Genomic DNA, 17,391 nt, shown 5'->3' on the forward strand with positions numbered 1-17,391 from the left:
TTTAAGGAAAATAGAGGTAAAATCTATGCATTTACAAGGTTGGCTCGTTGGCACGAAGAAGTGGCTCAGTCAGGATTTAAGTCCTTCAACACCATATCTAGAACCATCCAAAATCACTACCAGACCATCATCAATTACTTCGATAACCGAAGCACCAATGCCGCTGCCGAATCCTTTAATGCCAAAATCAAGGCCTTTAGAGCTCAATTTAGAGGGGTTAGAAAAATCGAATTCTTCCTTTTTAGATTAACCCAGATTTATGCTTAAAAATCTTCAAGTCCACAGATTTATGACTTGATCCGAAATTAGCACCTCCCTCGTTTAAATATGAATTATTAACGCACAAAAAAAGGGACTCAGTTATCTGAATCCCTCTTATAATTTTGTGTGGGAAATACTGGATTCGAACCAGTGACCCCCTGCTTGTAAGGCAGGTGTATTTTTTCTTTAAACTCAAACATATATTTATAAAGGCACTGAAATACAGTTAAATAACGATAATTATTTTCTGATACTTCTGATTAAATGGTGCTGATTTGAATAAAAACCTTGACCTTTAGCTTGACCTAAATTAGAAAAATGGCTTCGGTAAAAATTCTATTGCGTAACAAATCGCTTAAATCAGGAAAGTACCCCATAATACTAAAATTATACGCCAGAAATGGTAAAACCTCTGTCATTACTACGGGGATAAACCTGAATAAATCTGAGTGGGATGCAAACAAGCTTTCAGTTAGAAGATCTGTAAACAACTACAAGGCAATTAACCAAGCACTGTTTGAAAGAAAACAAAAAATTGAAGAGCTTATAAATACGTTGGAAGCAGAAAATGCTAATTATACACTACAGGATATCAAAATTGGATACCAAGAAATTTTCCACCCGAATATTGAACCTCATGCAATTTCAATATTTGAATTTGCAAAACATAGGGAGGAATACTTTAGAGAACATTCCAGACATTCTTCCGCAAAATCATGTTATGAGACTGCAAGAAGCTTTAAGTCATACATCAAAAAGTCAATAACCTTTGACGATATTACCCCAGAAATTCTTGATGGCTATGAGTTATTTTTGAAAAAAGCTGGTGGTACCGAGGGAGGAATTAGTTTTAAAATGAGAGAGATTAGAGCATGGTATAACTCTGCAATTGAAAAAGGAAATGCAAAAAAAGAAAACTATCCGTTCAACACCTATAAGATTTCAAAGTTAAAATCGGACTATACTCCCACAACCTTATCACCAGAGGAATTTGAGAAATTTAAAAACATCAACCTTTCTAATCGACCAGATTTAGAATTAACTCAATTAATTTTTCTTTTTAGCTTTTACTCGGGCGGGGTTAACTTAAAGGATTTAGCATTTCTAACGAAAAAAAAGAACCTTAAAGATGGGAGAGTTCATTTTACCCGTAGAAAAACAAAAAAGAAACTTTCATTCCCTTTAAACGAAACACTATATGACCTTCTTAAACGGATGGATAAATTTACCGAAAAGGACTCACCTTACTTGCTACCCATATTAAACAATCAGGCAAAAACAGACATACAAATGGAGGGGCGTTATAAACGTCAGCTTAAGCGTCATAACAAAAACCTAAAAATCATTGGGGAGCTAATCGGGATTGAGAACAAAAAAATCACATCTTACGTGGCTAGACATGCGTTTAGCACAACTACCAGAGACAAGGGTGTTGGAATTGAGAAATTAGGACAAATTCTTGGGCACAGTGATATAAAAACAACCAAGGGATATTTTGGTCAGTTTTCTAACGAAGCTACCGATGAAGTATTAAATGACTTACAATGATTTCTGAGATTCTAAAGCATATACCCGATTCGATTGATCAAATAAAGACATATCGAAACCCCGCATTTCGATCTTCAATTCATACAGGTTCTAAAGGAGGCACTTTCTCCAAACTTGCTGGCAATAGGTTAAAGGAATTAAATCCCGCTTTTAAAACTCAATGGCCAAAATTCTACAACCAAAACGATTTCTTTTTAACGCTAAAAAAAGATTTGAATTGTCTGGATGACAATGGAATCCCAACTTTTTTAAAACTTCTTATTAGGCATTTGGAAAACAATAATGTTCCTAATCCTATCACGAAGAAGCATATTGATGAAACCGAAAGTCGACTTAAAATTCTGGTTAGTCTTCTTGAATCATATAAGCCAAATGATTCAAAAGAATTAATATGGAAGAAAAAGAATTTAAAAATTGCGAAGAGTTGGTACACCCAATTTCATCAGTGTGATGAAACAAACGATTGGTTAAAGCTGTACAAAAGCAAATCACATAAAAAGCATAGTTCAATTTTCATTTGCGATGAAGTAGAAGAGACAGTTTACACATCTCTCTCGGAAAATGGCATTTATAAAGGTGAAAAGGAGGATTTCATTAAGCTTTTCTCTCTCGATTATTGTAAATGTGAAATTGAATTTATACTACACTTTAAAACCATAGCAGACCTATTCTCACTATTTGAGAAACTTAATTCCAATAGAGCCTTAAGACGCAAATTCCAGCCTTCCGATTTGAAAAATCTGGTTAAAAATTTAATAGTTGATAGAGTTACGGTCATAACTCCAAAATCAAAAATAAATAAGCCCTGGACATCAACAGAATACTCTAAAAAATGGAATGAGTACTATATAGAAGAGAAACAAGGGAATTTTAGACTGGATTTACCAACATTTGAGAATTAGTTTCTAACAAGTCAGATCACGGATCTGACCATGAAATAATTTTTGTAAAAATCGTTGGGTACAATTACACGCAGAATAAAAATTTCAACCAAGGATAATTTTAATCTATTCAATTTTCAAGTTTTTTAGATTTGTTAAATCAACTATGACAACCAAAGAATCAGCAAACTTTATTTGGTCTATAGCAGACCTTCTAAGAGGAGATTATAAACAATCGGACTACGGTAAGGTAATACTGCCGTTAACAGTTCTAAGACGCTTAGATTGCGTTTTAACCGACACCAAAGAGAAGGTGTTAAAGAAGCTGGATGCGGTTAAATCCATGAACATCCAAAACCTAGACCCAATACTTAACAAAGAAGCTGGCTACAACTTCCATAACAAGAGTAAATACGATTTTGACAAGCTCATTGCCGACCCCAACAACTTGGCTTCCAACCTTAGAAACTACATCAATGGTTTTTCGGAAGATGCACGAGAGGTAATAGAGCAATTTGAGTTTGATAACCAAATAAGCAAACTTGAGGACAATAACCTCTTGTTCATGGTATTTAAACGCTTTCAAGAAGTCGATTTGCATCCCGATAAAGTATCTAGTATGGAAATGGGTTACATGTTCGAGGAACTCATTCGAAAGTTTGCGGAATTATCGAACGAAACTGCTGGAGAACATTTTACCCCAAGGGAAGTCATCAAACTCATGGTAAATCTCCTCTTTATGTACGACAACGACATGTTACGTAAGAAGGGTGTGGTGAAAACCATTTTTGATTGCTGTGCCGGAACAGGTGGCATGTTATCAGTGGCAGATGAATACCTAAACGAACTAAACCCCGATGCACGATTAGAATTATTTGGACAAGAAACCAATAACGAGTCTTACGCCATCTGTAAATCAGATTTAATGATTAAGGGGCAAAACCCTGCAAACATTAAAAAAGCGAACAGCTTAAAGCGTAAGGAAAGCGAGAAGCAAAAGCCTGACCAATTCATAGGACATGAATTTGATTACCTGATAACAAACCCGCCATTTGGCGTGAAATGGAAGAAGGTAGAAAAGGAAGTAAAAGACGAACATAATGAGCTTGGCTTTGCCGGACGCTATGGAGCGGGTTTACCGTCAGTATCCGATGGTTCTTTCTTGTTTCTAATGAACCTAATAAAGAAAATGAAACCTAAGGAAAAAGGTGGTTCTCGTTTAGCAATAGTGTTAAATGGTTCTCCTCTATTTTCTGGTTCACCAAGCTCAAAGAAAAATGAAAGTAGCATACGCCAATGGATAATTGAAAATGACCTACTGGAAGCTATTGTTGCCTTACCTAATCAGTTATTTTACAATACAGGCATTAGCACATACATATGGATTCTATCCAACCATAAACCAAAAGAGAGGCAAGGAAAAGTACAGCTGATTAACGCTGTAGATTTCTACAAAAAAATGAGCAAGTCATTGGGTGACAAGCGCAATGAGTTATCTGATGAACACATTGCCGATATCACCAGAATTTATGGCGAATTCCTTGAAGGTGAATACTCTAAGATTTTTGATAATGAAGACTTCGGATATCATAAGGTGACTGTAGAACGACCGCTTGTTGAAAACGGAAAAGTGATAACGGATAAAAAAGGAAATCCCAAAGCCGATAGCAGCTTACGTGATACCGAGAACATACCACTGAAAGAGGATATTGACGCCTATATAAAACGAGAAGTGTTACCACATGTGCCAGATGCTTGGGTGGATAAAAGTAAGACGCTTACAGGCTACGAAATCAACTTTACCAAGTATTTCTACCAGTATAAGCCTTTGAGGTCGTTAGAAGAGATTAGAGCGGATATTTTGAAGCTGGAAGAGCAGACTGAAGGGTTGATTAAAGAAGTGATATCCTAATGAAGGGCTACGATAGTTATAAGGAATCTGGAATTGATGGTATTGGTTCTATTCCGAAAGGATGGCACAGGACTAAGTTGAAAAATTTAGTGTGTCAAAGAATAACGGATGGCCCTCATGAAACACCAGAGTGGACAGACAACGGAGTTCCTTTTATTTCTGCTGAAGCAATAAGGATTAATGTTATCGACCTTGCATACAAACGAGGCTACATTAGTGAGGAGCAACATGCGATATACTCAAAGAAATCAAAAGTTCAGAAGGGAGATATTCTCTTTTGTAAGTCTGGTTCAACAACAGGTAAGTCAGCGTACGTTGACATAGAGGAAGAGTTTGGAATTTGGTCACCATTAGCCATAATAAGGGCATCAAAGGAAAAAGCTGATGGTCGGTTTCTATTCAGTTTTATTCAGTCCTCTGTTTTTAAATATCAAGTAGAAACCAATTGGACATTTGGTACTCAACCTAATATTGGGATGGGTGCTTTAGAAAATTTATGGATTGCTTTTCCAGAGTCCATGCAAGAACAAACCCAAATAGCCAAATACCTAGACTATAAAACCCAGCAGATAGACGATTTAATCGCTAAAAAAGAGCAGCTTATTAAGCTCCTAGAAGAGGAACGCACCGCACTTATCAACGAGCTAGTTACAGGTAAAAAAGTTTGGGATGGCAAAGGCTTTAGCAAACCCACCAAAACCAAAGATTCGGGCATAGATTGGCTTGGGGAAATACCTGAGGATTGGGAGGTTAAGAAGTTGAAACGGGTGTTTAAATTCTCGACCGGCTTGTCAATAACAAGAGAAAATCTTTCAAATTCAGGTGTTCCTTGCATAAACTATGGTGAAATTCACTCCAAGTATGGTTTTGAAGTTAATCCGGAGAAAGACTATTTAAAATGTGTTAATGAGGGGTATTTAGAATCCTCAACTAAATCGTTACTAAAGAAAGGCGACTTTGTTTTTGCCGATACTTCAGAGGATATAGAGGGATGTGGAAACTTTTCACATGTAACCGGAGAAGCTCAAATTTTTGCAGGCTATCACACTGTTATTGCGCAACCGTTAGTGCAAATTAATGCCCGCTTTTTCGCATATATTTTCACTTCCCAACCATTTAGAAATCAGGTCAGAAGCTCAGTTAAAGGGATTAAGGTTTTTAGTGTGACTCAAAGTATTCTTAAAAACACAACGGTTTGGATGCCTACATTGGAAAATCAAAGAAGAATATCTGAAACCATAAAGCTGAAAGAGGGCAGGATAAAAAGTGCCGTTGATAAAATGGTGAGTGAAATAGATTTACTCAAGGAATACAAAAAATCCTTGATTTCAGAGGTGGTAACAGGTAAGGTGGATGTGAGGAACGAGGTGATACCTGAAGAAAATTAAAAATAATTATTGATGGAGTTTACCGAGCCACAGGAAAAGGTTTTAGCTGAGTTAAAGCAAATTGTCAAGGGTTATCCTATCGAAGGTCGATTGCCAGCTGATGTGGTAACAGATATTTCGCAACACAAAAAGGCCGGTAAAACGGAAAAGATTAAAGCTTTAGTATGTGCCGTTCCTGAGTTCACCATTTTTGACGGTGGTTTGCAACACGAATTTGAGGCATACAATCATGTTAGGATCGATGATTTTATCAGTACACTCATTCATATTGCATTAAGAAACTCCCCCGAAAGAGCGATTCAAGGTGCTGTGGATTATGCCGTCAATAGAAAATTTAAGGCATTTATAGGGGCGGTAGTGCCAAAATTAGATATCGATTCCTCTTTTACTTTTTCGAATGGAATTACTTTGATGAGTTCCGAGGAGATTCCGAATCAGTTTGTCAAAAAAAGAATTCATTGGGACGACTTCATAGGTATGCATAGGCCAGAAACAATCCTTTGCTACATTTTTGAACATCCTGTACCGAGTACCAATGACATTGATGAAGTTGAGAAACTATTTCTTAACGAGGAGATTGAACAAATTCATTTAACTGCGGTGTTAATTTCTTTAGTTGTGGCTAAAGATTCGGGGTGCCACATTCATGAAATTATCAAGTTTACTGAAGAGACAGTTCCGTTAGTTAACAGCGGTGTTATGTGTCACCCTAGGCCGGTGAAGAGCAATGGGATAATTCCTAACTATTTTGGAGCGTTGGCTTTCAATGATGTTGATTCACTTATTAAAGCATTTAATGGTTTACCAAAACCACTTCAAGAAAGATTAAGGGTTGCTCTAAATTTTTTGAATTACTACAAAAGCAATGACTCCATTGTGGAAAGAGCAATCTTTCTAAGATGTAGCATGGAGTCGGCATTTCAGGTAGGTAATAAAAGTGGAATTAGGGAGAAATTATCTTGGAGGTCTGCTCATTTGTTCTGCAAGAATGAAGCAGAAAAAATCGAGATGTATAAAAAGGTAAGAGCTATATATAGTGCAACTTCTGATTCGGTACATGAAGGGAAATTTGATGGAGATTTAAAAGACTTAGCGTTTGCTGCTGATATTGTTAAAAAGGCAATAGTTATTCAAATCAATGGTGGACAAGTAAATTGGGATAATACTCCGATTAAAGAAGAAAATTAATAATGATACACTCCGAAGCAACATTCGAATCAGCAATAGAAGAAAGTCTACTATCCAACGGTGGTTACGTAAAAGGTTATTCAGACGATTACAATCCATCTTTAGGATTATTCCCCAGCTACGTTACCAACTTTTTAAGAATAACGCAGCCTAAAGAATGGGAGAAGTCAGTAAAATTTCACGGTGCTAATGTGGAACAAAAAGTAGTAGAGCGTCTAGTCAAAGAATTAGATGCTAAAGGGGCGTTGAATGTGCTACGTTACGGATTTAAAGACCTTGGAGCTAAATATAAAATGGCCTTTTTTAAGCCAGAGACGGGCTTAAACCCAGAGAACGAGCAACTATACCATCAGAATCATTTAAGTGTTACTAGGCAGCTGTATTACCAGATAGAAGGAATGAATTCTTTGGATTTGGTAATTGCATTGAACGGAATACCTGTTAGTACGCTTGAATTGAAGAATGAGTTCACCGGCCAAAGCGTTGAAAATGCCAAAAAGCAATACGCATACGATCGTAAACCCACAGAACCCATATTTCAGTTTAAAAAACGAGCTTTAGTCCACTTTGCAGTAGATACAACGGAGGTGGCAATGACGACCAAGTTAGAAGGGAAAAACACCTTCTACCTGCCATTTAACCTCGGTAGAGGAACTGGTGCAGGGAATCCAGATAATCCCAACGGATACAAAACAGCTTACCTGTGGGAGCAGGTTTTAGTTAAGGATAGCTTAATGGATTTAATCTCAAAATTCTTGCATTTAAAAGTGGAGGAATTTGAGCTAAACGGTGTAACTAAACGGAAAGAGACTCTAATTTTTCCTAGATATCATCAGTTAGATGTGGTGCGGAAACTTACATCCGATGCAAGAACCAATGGTGCAGGTAAAAACTATCTTATCCAACATTCAGCGGGTTCTGGTAAAAGTAATTCAATCGCATGGTTGTCGTATCGTTTATCCAGCTTACACAATAACAAAGACCAACGCATTTTTGATTCAGTAATCGTTGTAACTGACCGAAAGGTATTAGATTCTCAATTGCAAAACACCATCTACCAATTTGAGCATAAAGACGGTGTTGTTCAGAAGATAGATAAGAACTCCCAACAGCTTGCAGATGCTATAACCGCAGGGACAAATATTATCATTACCACCCTTCAAAAATTCCCAGTGATTCTGGATAAAATAGGTGCTTTACCTTCTCGGAATTATGCTGTAATCATTGATGAAGCACATAGCTCCCAAGGTGGTGAAGCGACAAAAAAAATGAAGGAAGTCTTAACCACTTCATCATTAGAGGAGGCCGAGGAAATTGAAAATATTGAAACTGAAGATACAGAAGATCAGATAAGAAAATCCATGGAAGCAAGAGGAAAACAAGCCAACCTTAGCTTCTTTGCATTTACCGCCACTCCTAAACCCAAAACCGTAGAAGTTTTTGGAACATTAAACAGTGAAGGTTTACCGATGCCCTTCCATGTTTATTCAATGCGTCAAGCCATTGAAGAAGGGTTCATTCTGGATGTTTTAAAGAACTACACTACCTACAAAACCTACTTTGGATTATCGGAAAAAATAAAAAAGGATAGAGAAGTAAATAAGAAGCAAGCATCAAGAGCCATAGCTAGATTTTTAACGCTACATCCAACTAATTTAGCCCAGAAGACAGAGGTGATTATCGAACACTTTAGAGAAGTAGTTAGCAAGAAAATTGGTGGACAAGCAAAAGCAATGGTGGTAACGGCATCCAGATTACATGCGGTGCGCTATAAGCTGGAATTCGATAGCTACATAAAAGAGAAGGGATATAAAGACATCAAGACCCTGGTGGCGTTTTCAGGTAAAGTTATTTGTGACGGTTATGCTGATGGTGCAACGGAAGTAGATTTGAACAAAGGAATTAAGGAACGAGAGTTACCAAAAAAGTTTGCTTCACCGGAATACCAAGTTCTCTTAGTTGCAGATAAATACCAAACTGGATTTGACCAACCGCTTCTGCATACCATGTATGTGGACAAGAAGTTATCGGGAGTTAAATGTGTTCAAACTCTATCCAGACTGAATAGAACTACAAAAGGGAAAGAAGACACCTTTGTCTTAGATTTTGCAAACGAAGCGGAGGATATCCTAAACTCGTTCCAGCCATACTACGAGGTTACCACCATCAACCAAACCTCAGACCCCAACAAGCTTTACGACTTATTAAATAGGATTGAAGATTCAAGAGTTTTACGATTGGAAGAGATAGATTCGTTTGCCAAGGTGTTCTTTAAATCGAAAGATAAGCTAACAACTCAAGACCAGAGTAAGCTTTATTCATTTGTAGACCCTGCTGTGGATAGATTCAAAGCACTTCCATCTGAGACGGAATTTGACGATGTAATTCCCGAATTAACGCAAGAAAGCCTCAAGAAAACCTTCGTAGAGTTTATCCGGTCGTATTCCTTCTTAACCCAAATTATGCCCTTTAGCGATGAAGATTTGGAGAAGTATTATACATACTGCCGATTCCTGATAAAGAAACTACCCAGGAAGAAACAAGAAGACCGTTTTCAGTTAGGGGATGATGTATCGCTTGAGTATTACAGAATTCAGAAAGTTGGAACGCAAAATATAGCTCTAGACCCACAAGGGGAATTTCAGATGGAAAATAAGGGTGAATCTGGACTTGGAAAAGTGGATGAAGAATACGGACAACTATCTGAAATAATTAAAAGCCTAAACACCCGATTTGGAACAGAATTTACCGATGCTGATAGATTGTTTTTTGACCAAATAGAAGCAGAATTAAAAGACGATAACGCACTTGCAGAACAAGCAAAATCGAACTCCATTGAAAATTTCAAATATGGATTTAATGATAAGTTCCTTGAAAAGTTAATTGGGCGTATGGAGCAAAATCAAGACATTTTTAGTAAAATAATGGACGACCAAAATTTTGGCAACTTAGTAAAGGATTACTTTATGCAGCGGGTGTATCGTGAATTAACGGCTAAGAAGTAAATTTCACATTCATTAAAACAACACGATTAACATGGAAATGATATTTATTGCGGCTATTCCAGCTGTTATTTCCGGGGTAGTAAGTTACATACTAGCCTCAAATCAAATAAAAAAATCAAGGGCGGACTTAATGGTGATTCAATCAGCAAAGCATTACTTATCTCATAAAACAAACGTTGAAAGAAGCTTCGAGTCTTTGAAAAAAGCTTTAGGGGGATGGGATAATGATGAGGATGAACTACGAAGGATTTTAGTTAGTGCTGGAGCGATTAGAACCTACAGAAGTGATAATTCAGAATGGTGGTCGCTCTTAACAAGAGGTTCGGAAAAATCTAAAAACCAAAAAATCTAAAATCTAGATCCATCCAATAATAAATACATGAAGCACATCAGGAGAGTAGGGTGGGCATATAACCCTTCTTAAGCCTACATTTCCCATGTAAATTTCAGCAATCAATCGCGCCACCTGCGCGGTATATATAAAAACATATTGCGGTTGTAAACCTGAAACTTAATGTTACATGAAGAAGTATTATTAAGAATTCATAGTACTACCGTCTGAAAATATAACCGATTTTATTCTTGCAGATAATTTCACTCCATTTTTTCTAGCGTAGTGAAAGGCATAGTTATTTGCTTTAAAACCATCTGTTAAAGTTGAGTAATTCATAGTGAATGAATCAAAATACTTAGAGCTAATCGTATACCCCTCAGGAGTTATTTTTATTGGAACTGTGGGATTGTAAACGCAATTATCAAAGACACAAAGAACATCATTAAACTCATCCATTACGACCAAATCATACTTGATTTTAGAAATAGGTCTATCCTCTAATTTAGATGTCCTAAATATGTCTACAATAGTAAATGTTAAGCCAAATTCTTTATAGCTGCCATAATTTTCACTTCGGGTTTCTTTCCATTCAACGAATTCTGGTGTGAATTTTATTATATCAGCGGGTTTTAAATTTTTTCGCAAGTTCTCCTTTATCTTGTTTAATTGAGCACTATAATTTACTGCTCGATACTCTACAAGAGTTTCAAAACCTGAATATCCAGATAATTCATAATCTTCATTAATGATCGGTTTGCACTTTAAAAAGAGGTCTGATTCTTTCAAATTCCATTTATAAATTCTTTGATAATTAACACTAGTATCCTTTTTGCTTTCGTAAACCTGTGGTTTACCATCAAAAAAATGCTCTACCTCCCATGTTTTACTATGGCAGATTGAATCAGGTTGCCCGTGTACGGAAATAAAAAATTGTTTTATTTCTTCTAATCTACCTTGGCTAACTATACCCTTTCCATATGATTGCATGTATTTGTCCTTAAAGAAAGAAACAGAATCAGCACCAATGTATAGTGTGAACTTCAATATAGAGTCCGATTCGAAGCAGTCTTCATTTAACTTTAAATATGCGGCTGCAGGTCTATTCTCTGGGGAGAAATTATACTGATAAACGAACTCTTCTTCATCTATTAGCTCCAAAGCCCCTAAACTATCCAATTTTTGCAATACAATTTCACGGTGGTTTCCCATCAAATTATCACTTGCTAAAAAATCAACTTTTGTTTTCCCACATGATAAAAGAATGACAGAAAAAAGAATGAATATCCTCATGCTACTTTTTGTTTTGTTTACTGTCAATTTCCTTTATGATAAAATATCCAACAATACAGATGGTAATTCCAATACCCAAGCCCTTACCGAATCCTGAACTAGGCCCTTCAACCCATCCTGGGCCATCTGCTATAGCTTCCATTTTAACGAAAAGGCAAATAAAAAAAATTAGAATGGAGGTTTTCAATCGTGAAAAGTTAGTTTTCATAAGAACGGTAATTTTCAATTCAGGCAAAGCAATATTACTTGTGGTGCTATTTCGTTAATTTCCTAAAACAAATAAAACACCTTTCAAGTTTAATAATAGCTTCATCAGGGTTTAAATTTATTGTTTTTTTAATAATATCATTAATATCTGATATTGTATCCCCCCCCCCACTTAATGGGTTGAAGTTATCTGAAAAGTCCTTAACATACCTGCTATCATCTCTTGAGTTTAAATCTCGATCATAAAAATAAAAGGAGTTAAGGTCTCTTAAAATCCTGTATGGGGAATCAAAGAAAAATGCTTCAAAGCTTACATCGTAAATTAGAACCCCTGTTTGGTTGGGAAGTGCGGTTGAATTTTCTGGTTTTAAGTATAAAGGAAAGGGGCTATTTACTTTTCTTCCCAAAACACACTCTAAATAATTTGATGTTCCGTTCTGTTTAATTCCGAGGACTTTTTTAAACAAGTCAAGAGTCTCTTTTATGCAGTCACTTCGAGGTATTTCTTCTATGATATAGTTATTAAAGTACTTTCTCATAATTATTTTTTAGGGTGTGGGGAACATAGGGTCAGGGAAACACTACCCCTATGGATTCAAGATTTTGCCCCTTACCCCGTAGGAAGCAAAAATGTAAAAAATCTTTCCGTTCAAAGCATCAAGCGGAATTTTTTTCCGCTGTTTTTCTTACTGATATCCAGTGTTTTACCATGATTTTTGTTGAAAATTCTAATCAAATGGTAAAAAGAGAAACACTTGAAGAAAAATTAGACCTGATTTTAAAATACCTAAATCAGAGCAAAACCAATTCCAAAAAACTGCTTTCCATTAAAGAAGCTGCTTCACTAACTGGTTATACCTCGGGAACAATCTATCAGTATGTATCTAAAGATGCAAGTTTCCCAGCTTACACACCAGAAAATGGAGGCAAAATTTTTATCCCTCAAGACGAGTTGGAGTCATGGTGTATCAAACGAAAAAAGTTCGACTTAGAATCCGCTGAAATAGTTTTAAACAAAAAAAATAAGAGGTAATGGCACGTATTAGAAATAAAATTCAGGAAAAATTAGTCGATGAGTCAGGTTATATCACTGTAAAATGGAAAAGAGATTTAAAAATCGAAAAACATAATCCAGAAAAGTGCTCAAATTGTTCAAGGCCCATTGTACACAAGAACATATATCGGATGCCCGACAACTCAGAAATCATTTTGTGTTACCAATGTAACGAAAAAAGGGTGCACAATCCCAACAGTAACAACCCAAGGTACAATCGACTTCTAAATGTTAAGAACCATGATTGATTTTATAAAGGCAAGATGTACAGATAAAGAATGGATAGAAAATATTTTAGTAGAAAATCCTGAACACTTTAATACTAATCAAAAGCTAAAATGCTCTGATGGAGAAATAACATATCCCTTGATGGGAAACTTGGAAAACCTTCGAATAAAGGTAACTGAGAGGGATGCGTATTTATCAGGCTCATTGCATAAATACTTTAACCTGAAAAAAATTGGCAAGGCAGCTAACTGCGATCAATTTAGTTTTTGTGATTTAATCGAATCCATTAAACTCTTACAAATTGACTTGCAAAATTATGACCTGAGGAAAACTGTGATTACACAATTAGAAAGTGGTTTCAATATTGAAGTAGATAATTGCCAAGAATTGATTCGAAATAAAATTCTAATGGAAAAATTTAGGCTTTTTACGGCAAATGGCGATAACACGAGAATTGATCAGAGAAATTTTAGGAGAGACGATTATGTAATGAAAATCTACCATAAAGGTAAAGAACACGAAAATGAGGAACTTTGTAGTTATGAATTGTTGCGCTTTGAAGTAAAAATCACTCGAAGTAGGGTGTTAAAGAATATGGGGATTTGCTCCTTATTAGACCTGAAGAGATTAGATTGCTTTAATTCGATTTACAAAAGTCTTATCAGTCGTTTTAAGAATCTAACAATTATTGATGAACTTAATCCCAAAGAACTTCGGGATCACTCTTCCAAGGAAATTATTTTATTTAAGGATGGAATTAATCCTTTTTACTGGAACAATTTACGTGGCACCGATTCATCTAGAAAAAAGAAAGCATTCAACCGCTTATTAGAGAACTTAAATCTTCTAAACACTAAACGAGATATTATGCATAAAATTTCTCAACAATACGGATTCATGATCCATGGAACCTCACTAAAGCCATCACCGTCCCAATGCTGAGAATTCCGCTAATGTATAGAATGGAATTTCTCCTTTTGCCTAATAACCTTAACTAATAATTTAGAAAGGCGTGAATAATACCTAATCTGCAATGAATTTGTTCTAAGACACTGTGTATACCCTTGAAAAAAAGAATCTCCTCTACCTACGCTGTGGCCGACATGTTGTCCAAGTATCGTTTGGTGATATCTTGATAAATCTTTTTTAAACTATCAGTTTTGTTGAAGGTAAAGTCTATGATCCTTTCGTTTTCCGCCACATCAAGGTACTGAAGAGCAATGTAAATTTTCTCATTTACATGCTTAAGGTCTAAACGGATTGGATAACCTAATTGATCGCGATATCGAGCCCTGATATACTCACGCTTAACCTGCACACTATTCAACACACTACTAAATGGCAATTCCAAGTCTCTTAGAAGACCACCATACTTAGATTTCATTTGTTCATCGGAAATAAAACTGCCATTACCTTTTGATTCTTCGTTACGATTTACCACCTGTGCGACACCGACCAACAGAAGAATGAACCCTCCAATTATTAATAATCCCAACATAATTTAACTCCTTTTAATCAATCCCCAAAAACGGTAATTCACCTAAAATGGTGGTTTAATTGGGCTTCTAGTAGCGGTTAATTTAACCATTTTGGTAAAATCTGTTTTGGTAAATTTAGTCTGAGACATAGTACGTACCTCTTCTATTGTGCCTTTCCTTAAGAAGTTGTCCTCATTTATTTTGACCATAGCTTTTTTAGATTTCTTCTCGTTGCGCACCTTTTTTAGAATTAAAAAAGCTAAACATTCGGTCAATATAGAAAATAAATGTGGGGCTAATTCAATTAGAAAAAAGAGAGAATCTGTTTTACACTAGGAATGAGAGAATTTGTTTAGAAAACAAAATTTACCTTGACCAGTACCTTGACCTTACGGGAATAAAAAAAGGGACTCAGTTACCTGAATCCCTCTTCTAATCTTGTGTGGGAAATACTGGATTCGAACCAGTGACCCCCTGCTTGTAAGGCAGGTGCTCTGAACCAACTGAGCTAATTTCCCATTATGTCAATGCTTTTGAGTAATTATCTCCCCGAAAGCGGTTGCAAATATATACCAATTTTGAATTACACCAAACAACTAATTAAATTTTTCGAAAATTTTTTCTGGAAGGGCTTCGGCCACCACAAAAAAGCTCCCAAAAACCAATGTGGGCTTGCCTTGCGCGCTAGCCATTTGAACCGCTTCTTCAACCGATTTTGATAAAAAATAATTGAATCCTCTGCTCTTAAAGGTCTTTTCTAGTTCTTCTAATGGGAGTGCTCGAGGCACTTTGGCCTCACACAAATAATAGGTGGATTCTTCGGGGAGTAAATCCATGATTTTACCCAAATCCTTATCTCTTACCACCCCAAAAACAAAATTCCAGCCTTTATGATCTACTATACTCTTGGCTTTTTCTAATACATGGGCAACTCCAGCGGTATTATGGGCTACATCAAAATACAGGTTTTTCTTTTCTGAATCTCGATACCATCTCCCGTAAAAACCCGTATTCTCCACGGTTCTATTTATTCCTTCACGGATATGATCCTTGCCAATTTGAAAGTCCATATGGCTTAGAATTTCAGCGGACTTTATTACGAGATCTACATTATCCTTTCTAAAAGGTAAATCTTGAGCCAACCCCTTAATAAATACATCCTTTACAAAATGGTATTTAGCTTTATTGGCATTGGCATGGTCAATAAAAACTTCCTCAACAGAGGGATTGTGAATCCCCGAAACCAGTGGAACCCCATTTTTTATAATTCCTGCTTTTTCTTTTGCAATTTCCTCCACCGTACTTCCCAGAAACTCCGTATGATCCAGTGAAATAGATGTAATTACACTCAACAACGGAGTGATTACATTGGTACTATCAAGTCTTCCCCCTAGCCCAGTTTCAATAATGGCTATATCCACCTCTTCCTCAGCAAAATGCTGAAAAGCCATGGCTGTACTGTATTCAAAAAAACTGGGTTCTGGTAATTCTGACTCCTTTAGACTACTCACAAAAGAAATAACCGCCTCTTGAGGGATACATTTGCCATTGATTTTTATGCGCTCTCGAAAGTCTTTAAAGTGTGGAGAGGTATATAATCCAACTTTATAGCCAGCCTCTATAAGCACTGAGCATAACATATTGGCAACCGAACCCTTTCCGTTGGTTCCAGCAATATGTACCGATTTAAATTTTCTTTCGGGGTTATCTAAAATATCGCAGATGCGACTGATTCTCTCCAGCCCAGGCTTAATTGCAGCAAGTCCTTTATTCTGGAGCATTGGCAATCGGCTAAAAAGATAATCAAGTGTTTCCTGATAGGTCATTTAAGGATGAACTTAAAGGTCATTTTACCTTTCTGTTCCACAGCCGCATTGCTTTTTGGGCTGTATTTAGACTGCTTTGCCGCCTTGGTAGCCAAATCGAACAAATATTGGCTGGTAGTATTGGACTCTGCCAAATTAGGAGCCGTACGCGTTACGTTACCATATCGGTCTACCCAAATATTTAGGACAACAATTCCTTCTTCTTTGGTGTCTTCTATGGCAGTACCCTTAACAAGCGATCTACCCGATAGCTCCCAGCTTCCCATCCCGCCGCCAAGAATACCTTTTCCTTGAGGCTTCCCTTCTTCGGAACCCATATCGCCTTTACCACCGGTATTTCCCTGAGACCCACCTTGTGAAGCTTCAGAATCTTTGGTTTTGTTTCCGGGATATAACGCTCTTTTATTAACCTGTGGCTTAGGTTCTTCTTCTACCTTTTCGGGTTCTTTTGCCGGCTCTTCTTTTTTAACAGGAGCTTTCTCTGCCTTTTCTGTAGCCACTTCAGAAGCATCTTGTTCCACCACTTTTGGTTGACTACTTGGAGAACTAGTAGGGGTGGGTGTTGGAGTTGCTTTTGACGGAGCAGGCTCAGGATTGGTCGTAGGTTGGGGACTTGGGTTATTTCCACTTCCCGTTACGCTATTCCCCAAATCTGCCATGGCAATTTCTACCCCAATTTCTTCAGGAAGAGGATCGGGTTGGGTGAGACCAAAAATCATAAAAAGGATAAGCACCACTAGGTGAAACACGATTGTGATGGCTAAAGCTTTTTTATTTTTTGGAAATCTCAT

Annotated in this window: 17 protein-coding genes and 2 tRNA genes; 11 read left to right on the plus strand and 8 right to left on the minus strand. The window is 36.7% G+C overall.

Translation table 11 applies throughout. The features are described 5' to 3' along the window. Positions 1–267 (plus strand): transposase (locus tag FRX97_RS05990; protein ID WP_147014288.1); only part of this gene is annotated, 267 nt, incomplete at its 5' end. A gap of 121 nt (positions 268–388) precedes the next feature. Here FRX97_RS05990 and FRX97_RS05995 read toward each other — a convergent pair. Further along, a tRNA-Val gene (locus FRX97_RS05995) sits at positions 389–467 on the minus strand. A 112-nt stretch (positions 468–579) separates the two neighbouring features. On the opposite strand from FRX97_RS05995, the gene FRX97_RS06000 reads away from it, so the two are divergent. The 7 genes from FRX97_RS06000 to FRX97_RS06030 all read left to right on the plus strand — a co-directional run bounded on the left by FRX97_RS06000 (position 580) and on the right by FRX97_RS06030 (position 10,535). Next, complete coding sequence (locus FRX97_RS06000; protein WP_147014289.1) at positions 580–1,809, plus strand: site-specific integrase; 1,230 nt, start codon at positions 580–582, stop codon at positions 1,807–1,809. Further along, complete coding sequence (locus FRX97_RS06005) at positions 1,806–2,711, plus strand: hypothetical protein (RefSeq protein WP_147014290.1); 906 nt, start codon at positions 1,806–1,808, stop codon at positions 2,709–2,711. Before FRX97_RS06000 ends, FRX97_RS06005 begins: the two co-directional genes overlap by 4 nt. Before the next feature lie 145 nt (positions 2,712–2,856). Next, positions 2,857–4,602 (plus strand): type I restriction-modification system subunit M, encoded by a 1,746-nt coding sequence (locus FRX97_RS06010; RefSeq protein WP_147014291.1) that lies wholly within the window; start codon positions 2,857–2,859, stop codon positions 4,600–4,602. Next, complete coding sequence (locus tag FRX97_RS06015; RefSeq protein WP_147014292.1) at positions 4,602–5,990, plus strand: restriction endonuclease subunit S; 1,389 nt, start codon at positions 4,602–4,604, stop codon at positions 5,988–5,990. Before FRX97_RS06010 ends, FRX97_RS06015 begins: the two co-directional genes overlap by 1 nt. Positions 5,991–6,002: 12 nt before the next feature. Beyond that, positions 6,003–7,178, plus strand: coding sequence for a HEPN domain-containing protein (locus FRX97_RS06020; protein ID WP_147014293.1), 1,176 nt, complete (start codon positions 6,003–6,005; stop codon positions 7,176–7,178). 2 nt (positions 7,179–7,180) lie between these two features. Further along, a complete protein-coding gene (locus FRX97_RS06025; RefSeq protein ID WP_147014294.1) occupies positions 7,181–10,183 on the plus strand; it encodes a type I restriction endonuclease subunit R in 3,003 nt (1,000 codons plus the stop codon). A 31-nt stretch (positions 10,184–10,214) separates the two neighbouring features. After that, positions 10,215–10,535, plus strand: a complete 321-nt coding sequence (locus FRX97_RS06030; RefSeq protein WP_147014295.1) for a hypothetical protein — start codon at positions 10,215–10,217, stop codon at positions 10,533–10,535. Positions 10,536–10,718: 183 nt separating this feature from the next. On the opposite strand, the gene FRX97_RS06035 is transcribed toward FRX97_RS06030, so the two are convergent. Genes FRX97_RS06035 through FRX97_RS06045 form a run of 3 tightly spaced genes read right to left on the minus strand, consistent with a single transcriptional unit; the run spans position 10,719 to position 12,553 of the window. Continuing rightward, entirely contained in the window at positions 10,719–11,807 is a 1,089-nt protein-coding gene (locus FRX97_RS06035; protein ID WP_147014296.1) for a hypothetical protein, read from the minus strand. Position 11,808: 1 nt separating this feature from the next. Then, a complete protein-coding gene (locus FRX97_RS06040; protein ID WP_147014297.1) occupies positions 11,809–12,015 on the minus strand; it encodes a hypothetical protein in 207 nt (68 codons plus the stop codon). A gap of 46 nt (positions 12,016–12,061) precedes the next feature. Then, on the minus strand, positions 12,062–12,553 hold the full coding sequence (locus FRX97_RS06045; RefSeq protein WP_147014298.1) for a hypothetical protein: 492 nt from the start codon (positions 12,551–12,553) through the stop codon (positions 12,062–12,064). Positions 12,554–12,750: 197 nt separating this feature from the next. Here FRX97_RS06045 and FRX97_RS06050 point away from each other — a divergent pair, with 197 nt between their 5' ends. The 3 genes from FRX97_RS06050 to FRX97_RS06060 are packed head-to-tail and all read left to right on the plus strand — an operon-like array spanning position 12,751 to position 14,238. Then, the gene (locus FRX97_RS06050; RefSeq protein ID WP_170227046.1) at positions 12,751–13,047 is read left to right on the plus strand and encodes a helix-turn-helix transcriptional regulator; all 297 of its coding nucleotides are present in this window, start codon (positions 12,751–12,753) and stop codon (positions 13,045–13,047) included. Then, positions 13,047–13,316 carry a hypothetical protein gene (locus tag FRX97_RS06055; RefSeq protein WP_147014300.1) on the plus strand — a complete coding sequence of 90 codons (270 nt, stop codon included), beginning with the start codon at positions 13,047–13,049 and terminating at the stop codon, positions 13,314–13,316. The genes FRX97_RS06050 and FRX97_RS06055 overlap by 1 nt, the downstream gene beginning before the upstream one ends. Further along, the gene (locus tag FRX97_RS06060; RefSeq protein ID WP_147014301.1) at positions 13,309–14,238 is read left to right on the plus strand and encodes a hypothetical protein; all 930 of its coding nucleotides are present in this window, start codon (positions 13,309–13,311) and stop codon (positions 14,236–14,238) included. The genes FRX97_RS06055 and FRX97_RS06060 overlap by 8 nt, the downstream gene beginning before the upstream one ends. Before the next feature lie 145 nt (positions 14,239–14,383). On the opposite strand, the gene FRX97_RS06065 is transcribed toward FRX97_RS06060, so the two are convergent. From FRX97_RS06065 to FRX97_RS06080, 4 genes are all read right to left on the minus strand, one after another. Next, positions 14,384–14,794, minus strand: coding sequence for a hypothetical protein (locus tag FRX97_RS06065; protein ID WP_170227047.1), 411 nt, complete (start codon positions 14,792–14,794; stop codon positions 14,384–14,386). Positions 14,795–15,217: 423 nt separating this feature from the next. Continuing rightward, positions 15,218–15,292: transfer RNA gene (locus FRX97_RS06070), tRNA-Val, on the minus strand. A gap of 78 nt (positions 15,293–15,370) precedes the next feature. Then, positions 15,371–16,600 carry a bifunctional folylpolyglutamate synthase/dihydrofolate synthase gene (locus FRX97_RS06075; protein ID WP_147014303.1) on the minus strand — a complete coding sequence of 410 codons (1,230 nt, stop codon included), beginning with the start codon at positions 16,598–16,600 and terminating at the stop codon, positions 15,371–15,373. After that, a complete protein-coding gene (locus tag FRX97_RS06080; RefSeq protein WP_147014304.1) occupies positions 16,597–17,391 on the minus strand; it encodes an energy transducer TonB in 795 nt (264 codons plus the stop codon). The genes FRX97_RS06075 and FRX97_RS06080 overlap by 4 nt, the downstream gene beginning before the upstream one ends.

It is taken from the genome of Luteibaculum oceani (assembly GCF_007995015.1).
In the GTDB taxonomy this organism is placed as follows: Bacteria; Bacteroidota; Bacteroidia; order Flavobacteriales_D; family Luteibaculaceae; genus Luteibaculum; species Luteibaculum oceani.